Source organism: Streptomyces sp. NPDC058239 (assembly GCF_042882185.1).
In the GTDB taxonomy this organism is placed as follows: domain Bacteria; phylum Actinomycetota; class Actinomycetes; order Streptomycetales; family Streptomycetaceae; genus Streptomyces.
This window is the reverse complement of record NZ_JBHVWS010000001.1, coordinates 369,399-376,345: the sequence shown is the minus strand read 5'-3', so window position 1 is coordinate 376,345 and position 6,947 is coordinate 369,399. Positions and strand designations below refer to the sequence as shown.

The following is a 6,947-nucleotide window of genomic DNA, read 5'->3' as shown; positions in this document are numbered from 1 at the left end:
AAACCCCCCCCCCCCCCCCACAACTCTTTTTTTCGATGGCGGGGGGCGTTTTTTTTTTTAAACCCACCCCGGGGGGGGGGGGGGGCCCGGGGGGCCCCCCCGGCCCCCCGGCCCTTTTGCCGTGGGCGGGGGTGTTCCCCGACCCGCGCCTTCTCGAACCGGGGCCCGGCCTCAGACTCCGTGACTCAGAGGCCGGCGAGGCTGAATCTCACGTCGTACCCGGCACGATCAAGCCCCTCCGGCGACTGCTTGAGGGGGCGGGGGGAAACGCCGGAGGCCCGCCCGGAGCACTTGTTCCGGGCGGGCCTCCGATGGGCTTGGGCTACTGCTCCGTCTTGCGGAGGCGGAACGTCAGGGACAGGCCCTCGTCCTCGAACGGGGTGCCGTATGCCGTGTCCGCCTCGCCCTGGGCGTAGTCCAGGGCCAGGACCTCGTCCGCGATCAGGGCCGCGTGCTCGGTCAGGGCCTCCACCGTGGCGGGGGAGGCGGACGTCCAGCGGACGGCGATGCGGTCAGCGACGTCCAGGCCGCTGTTCTTGCGGGCCTCCTGGATGAGGCGGATCGCGTCACGGGCGAGGCCCGCGCGTCGCAGTTCCGGGGTGATCTCCAGGTCCAGGGCGACCGTCGCACCCGAGTCGGACGCCACCGACCAGCCCTCGCGCGGCGTCTCGGTGATGATCACCTCATCGGGGGAGAGGGTGACCGTCTCGCCGTCCACCTCGACCGATGCCGTGCCCTCGCGCAGGGCCAGCGAGAGGGCTGCAGCGTCGGCGTTCGCGACGGCCTTCGCGACCGCCTGGACGCCCTTGCCGAACCGCTTGCCCAGCGCCCGGAAGTTCGCCTTCGCAGTGGTGTCGACCAGTGAACCGCCGACTTGGGAGAGGGAGGCCAGCGAGGAGACGTTCAGCTCCTCCGTGATCTGGGAGTGCAGCTCGGGGGAGAGGGACTCGAAGCCCGCCGCCGCGACCAGGGCCCTGGACAGCGGCTGGCGGGTCTTGACGCCCGACTCTGCGCGCGTGGCCCGGCCCAGCTCGACCAGGCGGCGCACCAGCGCCATCTGGGTGGAGAGCGTCGGGTCGATGACCGCGAGGTCCGCCTTCGGCCAGGCGGACAGGTGGACCGACTCGGGGGCGTCCGGGGTGACCGGAGCCACCAGGTCCTGCCAGACCCGCTCGGTGATGAACGGGGTGAGCGGGGCCATCAGCCGGGTCACCGTCTCGATGACCTCGTGCAGGGTGCGCAGGGCCGCCTTGTCGCCCTGCCAGAAGCGGCGGCGCGAGCGGCGTACGTACCAGTTGGACAGATCGTCGACGAACGCGGACAGGAGCTTGCCGGCGCGCTGGGTGTCGTAACCCTCCAGAGCCTGCGTGACCTGGTCCACCAGCGCGTTCAGCTCGCTCAGCAGCCAGCGGTCCAGGACCGTGCGGTCCGCGGGGGCCGGGTCGGCCGCGGACGGCGCCCAGTTGGACGTACGGGCGTACAGGGCCTGGAAGGCGACCGTGTTCCAGTACGTCAGGAGGGTCTTGCGGACGACCTCCTGGATCGTGTTGTGGCCGACGCGGCGCGCTGCCCACGGGGAGCCGCCCGCCGCCATGAACCAGCGCACCGCGTCAGCGCCGTGCTGATCCATGAGGGGGATCGGCTGAAGGATGTTCCCGAGGTGCTTGGACATCTTGCGCCCGTCCTCGGCGAGGATGTGGCCCAGGCAGACCACGTTCTCGTAGGAGGACTTGTCGAACACCAGCGTGCCGACCGCCATCAGCGTGTAGAACCAGCCGCGGGTCTGGTCGATGGCCTCCGAGATGAACTGCGCCGGGTAGCGGCTCTCGAAGATCTCCTTGTTCTTGTACGGGTAGCCCCACTGCGCGAACGGCATCGAGCCCGAGTCGTACCAGGCGTCGATGACCTCCGGGACGCGGTACGCCTCCAGCTGGCAGTTCTCGTGCGAGCAGGTGAACGTGATCTCGTCGATGAACGGGCGGTGCGGGTCAAGACCGGAGAGGTCGGTGCCGGTGAGCTCGCTGAGCTCGGCGCGCGAGCCGACGCAGGTGAGGTGGCTGTCTTCGCAGCGCCAGATCGGCAGCGGGGTGCCCCAGTAGCGGTTACGGGACAGCGCCCAGTCGACGTTGTTGTTCAGCCAGTCACCGAAACGGCCGTTCTTGACCGAGTCGGGGAACCAGTTGGTCTTCTCGTTCTCCTCGAGCAGCCGGTCCTTGACGGCGGTCGTACGGATGTACCAGGACGGCTGCGCGTAGTAGAGCAGCGCGGTGTGGCAGCGCCAGCAGTGCGGGTAGCTGTGCTCGTAGGGGACGTGCCGGAAGAGCTTGCCGCGGGCGGCCAGGTCCTCGGTGAGTGCCTCGTCGGCCTTCTTGAAGAAGACGCCGCCGACCAACGGCAGGTTCTCCTCGAAGGTGCCGTCGGGGCGGACCGGGTTCACGACCGGGAGGCCGTAGGCGCGGCAGACGACGAGGTCGTCGGCGCCGAAGGCCGGGGACTGGTGGACCAGACCCGTACCGTCCTCGGTCGTCACGTACTCGGCGTTGACCACGTAATGGGCCTCCGCCGGGAAGTCGACGAGGGTGAACGGGCGCTCGTACGTCCAGCGCTCCATCTCGCGGCCGGTGAAGGTCTGGCCGGTGGTCTCCCAGCCCTCGCCCAGCGACTTCTCGACGAGCGGCTGCGCGACGACGAGCTTCTCCTCGCCGTTGGTCGCGACGACGTAGGTGACGTCGGGGTGCGCGGCGACGGCGGTGTTGGAGACCAGGGTCCAGGGGGTGGTCGTCCAGACGAGGAGCGAGGCATCGCCGGCCAGTGGGCCGGAGGTGAGGGGGAAGCGTACGAAGACCGACGGGTCGACCACGGTCTCGTAACCCTGCGCCAGCTCGTGGTCCGAGAGGCCGGTGCCGCAGCGGGGGCACCAGGGGGCGACGCGGTGGTCCTGGACCAGCAGGCCCTTGTTGAAGATCTCCTTCAGCGACCACCACACCGACTCGACGTACTCGGGGTCCATCGTGCGGTAGGCGTCGTCGAGGTCGACCCAGTAGCCCATCCGGGTCGTGAGCTCGGTGAACGCGTCGGTGTGGCGGGTCACGGACTCGCGGCACCTGGCGTTGAACTCGGCGATGCCGTACGCCTCGATGTCCTTCTTGCCGTTGAAGCCCAGCTCCTTCTCGACCGCGAGCTCGACCGGCAGTCCGTGGCAGTCCCAGCCGGCCTTGCGGCCCACGTGGTAGCCCTGCATGGTGCGGAAGCGGGGGAAGACGTCCTTGAAGACGCGGGCCTCGATGTGGTGGGCACCGGGCATGCCGTTGGCGGTGGGCGGGCCCTCGTAGAAGACCCACTCGGGGCGGCCCTCGGACTGTTCGAGGCTCTTGGCGAAAACCTTGCTCTCGCGCCAGAAATCGAGCACGGCGTGCTCCAGCGCGGGCAGGTCGACCTGGGCGGGTACCTGGCGGTACTGCGGCGATGTCATGGGCGGACTTCCTCCGGCGGACGTTTTCCACTTCCGTCGGAGGGACGAGAGCCTCATCGACTCCCGCGGTACCACCCTCCTTGGCCCCGGGTGTGTACCCGTGGCCCCCTCATTGGGGTCGCGATGCCGGTTCTACTCGCCTTGCGGCTTTCTTCCGACGGCTCCGGGTGATCTTCACGACGCGCTCGCCCCCGGGCTCACACCGTCCCCGGGTCGCTCCTGGCTGCGTACGACGCTACTCGTCCCATCCACGCCTCTCGCTGAGGCCAGTGTACGGGCCCGTACGGGCGACGGCCGACCGGTTTAACCCGTGGGGCGGGGCATGACCCGAATGGGCAGACGCGGACGTACGGAGTCCGGGGCGGGGGCCGGGAGGCGGATTACCCGGCGGGGAGCTGGGCACAACGGATTCAGGCGCGTCGGTATCCGGACACGGGGAGGGGCGATTCGGCGGCGTGCCCCGTTGCCGCGGGGCTGGGGTCGATTTATCGTCCCAGCACGATTCGCGTGCAAGATCACAATATGTGAAGGGGCCGCGGCCATGGTGGCGAAGAAGACCGCCGCAAAGAAGTCGGCGTCAGCGAGATCCACGGGCGCGGCGGCCGGAAGGACGAGCGGAGAGGCGGGTTCGGAGGGCGGTTCGCAGGCGGGTGTGGAGACGGCGGATGCGGAGCCCGTTCCCGAGGCCGGCCCGACGGTGGCGGCCGTGAAGAAGGCGGCTGCGAAGAAGACCGCGGCGAAGAAGACCGCGGCCCGGAAGCGGGCGGCGCCCGCCGAGCACGCGGCGCAGGCCAAGAAGGCACCTGCGAAGAAGAGCGCGGTCAAGAAGGCTTCGAAGAAGGCCGCTGCGGCGGCCACGGTGGCGGCCGAGGCCGCCGAGCAGACGGGAGCCCACACGGTGGTAGCCAAGAAGAGCGCGGCCCGGACCCGCACGGCCGGCAAGGGTGCGGCGCCCGTGCCCCCGGCCCGTGGAGTCGCCACGACAGGCCCCGGCGAGCTGGCGGTCCGGCCGGGTGAGGACCCCTGGACGCCGGAAGAGGTCGAAGAGGCACGGGCCGTGCTGAGCAGCGAGATCATGCGGCTGCGCAGTGAGCTGGAGGCCGCGAGTGCCGCACTCGCCGGGCTGATGCGCGACTCCGGTGACGGGGCGGGTGACGACGAGGCGGACACCGGCACCAAGAACATCACTCGCGAGCACGAGATGTCGCTCGCCGCCAACGCCCAGGAGATGCTGGACCAGACCGAGCGGGCCCTGGCCCGGCTCGACGCCGGGACGTACGGACTGTGCGAGGTCTGCGGCAATCCGATCGGCAAGGCGCGGATGCAGGCGTTCCCACGGGCCACGCTCTGTGTCGAGGACAAACAGAAGCAGGAGCGCCGCGGTTGATCCGTGGCCGTGTGTCGTACCCTCGTCCTCAGTCAGGAACCTAGGTTGAGGGACTCACGTGGCAGAGGCGGAGCGCATCATCGGTACGCCGGACATCCCCGATGCTGAGGGGACCGAAGGGGACGAGGCCGAGAGCCGGGTCGAGGAGACGGTCCCGAGCAGGGGCAAGCGGAAGATCATGGTGCTCTTCGCAGTGGCCGTCTTCGCCTATCTGCTCGACCTGATCAGCAAGATGATCGTGGTCGCGAAGCTGGAGCACCACCCGCCGGTCGAGATCCTCGGCGACTGGCTGAAGCTCGACGCGATCCGCAACGCGGGCGCCGCGTTCGGCATCGGTGAGGCCTTCACGATCATCTTCACCTTCATCGCGGCGACCGTCATCGTCGTGATCGCCCGCCTCGCCCGCAAGCTCTACAGCCTGCCGTGGGCCATCGCACTCGGCCTGCTGCTCGGCGGTGCGCTCGGCAACCTCACCGACCGCATCTTCCGGGCTCCCGGCACCTTCCAGGGCGCGGTGGTGGACTTCATCGCTCCCGCGCACTTCGCCGTCTTCAATCTCGCCGACTCCGCGATCGTCTGCGGCGGCATCCTGATCGTGATCCTTTCCTTCAAGGGCCTGGACCCCGACGGGACCGTGCACAAGGACTAGCGGGCGCAAGGCATACTCGACAGGTGAGTACGTATCCCGAGGTCCGCACCCTGCCCGTACCCGACGGCCTGGAGGGCGAGCGTGTCGACGCCGCCATTTCCCGGATGTTCGGTTTCTCCCGCACCAGGGCCGCCGACCTGGCCGCTGCCGGGAAGGTGCAGGTGGACGGCGCGGTGGTCGGGAAGTCCGAGCGGGTACGGGGCGGCGCCTGGCTGGAAGTGGAGATGCCGCAGGCACCCGCTCCGGTGCAGATCGTCGCCGAGCCCGTCGAGGGCATGGAGATCGTGCACGACGACGACGACATCGTCGTGATCGTGAAGCCGGTGGGGGTCGCCGCCCACCCGAGCCCCGGCTGGACCGGCACGACCGTCATCGGCGGTCTCGCCGCGGCCGGGTACCGGATCTCGACGTCCGGCGCCGCCGAGCGCCAGGGCATCGTCCACCGTCTCGACGTCGGTACCTCCGGCCTGATGGTCGTCGCCAAGTCCGAGCGGGCCTACACCCTGCTGAAGGCCCAGTTCCGCGACCGGGTCGTCGAGAAGAAGTACCACGCGCTGGTGCAGGGCCACCCGGACCCGATGAGCGGCACGATCGACGCCCCCATCGGGCGCCATCCCAACCTCGACTACAAGTGGGCCGTCACGGCCGAGGGCAAGCCCTCCGTGACGCACTACGACCTCATCGAGGCCTACCGCGCCGCCAGCCTCCTGGACATCAAGCTGGAGACGGGCCGTACGCACCAGATCCGGGTGCACATGTCGGCCCACCGCCACCCGTGCGTCGGTGACCTCACCTACGGCGCCGACCCGACGATGGCCAAGCGCCTCGGTCTGACGAGGCAGTGGCTGCACGCCGTCCGGCTCGGCTTCGAGCACCCGTCCGACGGCAGCTGGGTGGAGTTCTCCAGCACCTACCCGGACGACCTCCAGCAGGCTCTGGACAAGATCGAGGCGGAGAGCGAATGACCGGCACGTCCGCCCCGTACACCACCCGTACCGTCGTCGACGAGCAGGACCGCGCCGCCTGTTTCCAGGTCCGCAAGGACGTCTTCGTCGGTGAGCAGAACGTGCCCGAGGAGATCGAGTACGACGCCTACGACGCTGACGCGGTGCATGTGATCGCCGTCGCGGCGGACGGCTCCGCGCTCGGTACCGGGCGGCTGCTGCACGGTCCGGTCGCCGTGGCCAAGACCGGCGGCGACCTCACCGTGGGCTCGCTCGGCAGGCTGGCGGTGACCAAGGAGGCGCGCGGTCTCGGCGTCGGCGTGGCGCTGGTCCGGGCCATTGAGGACGCGGCCCGTGAGCTCGGTCTGGCCGCCGTCGATCTGCACGCCCAGACCCATGCACTCGGCTTCTACGAGCGGCTCGGGTATGTGGCGTACGGCCCCGAATTCCCGGACGCCGGCATCGCCCACCGGGCGATGCGCCGCGCTCTGTAGC

At 69.7% G+C, this 6,947-nt stretch carries 5 protein-coding genes; 4 read left to right on the top strand and 1 reads right to left on the bottom strand.

Annotated features, from left to right (window positions below; all coding sequences use genetic code 11):
• Window positions 1-322 precede the first annotated feature (322 nt).
• Complete coding sequence (ileS, locus tag ACFVYE_RS01745; protein ID WP_389603572.1) at window positions 323-3,472, bottom strand: isoleucine--tRNA ligase; 3,150 nt, start codon at window positions 3,470-3,472, stop codon at window positions 323-325.
• 541 nt (window positions 3,473-4,013) lie between these two features.
• Between ileS and ACFVYE_RS01740 the strand changes: the two genes are divergently transcribed.
• The 4 genes from ACFVYE_RS01740 to ACFVYE_RS01725 are packed head-to-tail and all read left to right on the top strand — an operon-like array spanning window position 4,014 to window position 6,946.
• On the top strand, window positions 4,014-4,859 hold the full coding sequence (locus ACFVYE_RS01740; protein ID WP_383968690.1) for a TraR/DksA family transcriptional regulator: 846 nt from the start codon (window positions 4,014-4,016) through the stop codon (window positions 4,857-4,859).
• 58 nt (window positions 4,860-4,917) lie between these two features.
• On the top strand, window positions 4,918-5,508 hold the full coding sequence (gene lspA, locus ACFVYE_RS01735) for a signal peptidase II (protein ID WP_383968687.1): 591 nt from the start codon (window positions 4,918-4,920) through the stop codon (window positions 5,506-5,508).
• Between the two features lie 23 nt (window positions 5,509-5,531).
• Window positions 5,532-6,473 (top strand): RluA family pseudouridine synthase, encoded by a 942-nt coding sequence (locus ACFVYE_RS01730; protein ID WP_383968684.1) that lies wholly within the window; start codon window positions 5,532-5,534, stop codon window positions 6,471-6,473.
• Window positions 6,470-6,946, top strand: a complete 477-nt coding sequence (locus ACFVYE_RS01725) for a GNAT family N-acetyltransferase (protein WP_383968682.1) — start codon at window positions 6,470-6,472, stop codon at window positions 6,944-6,946. The genes ACFVYE_RS01730 and ACFVYE_RS01725 overlap by 4 nt, the downstream gene beginning before the upstream one ends.
• Window position 6,947: the final 1 nt, after the last annotated feature.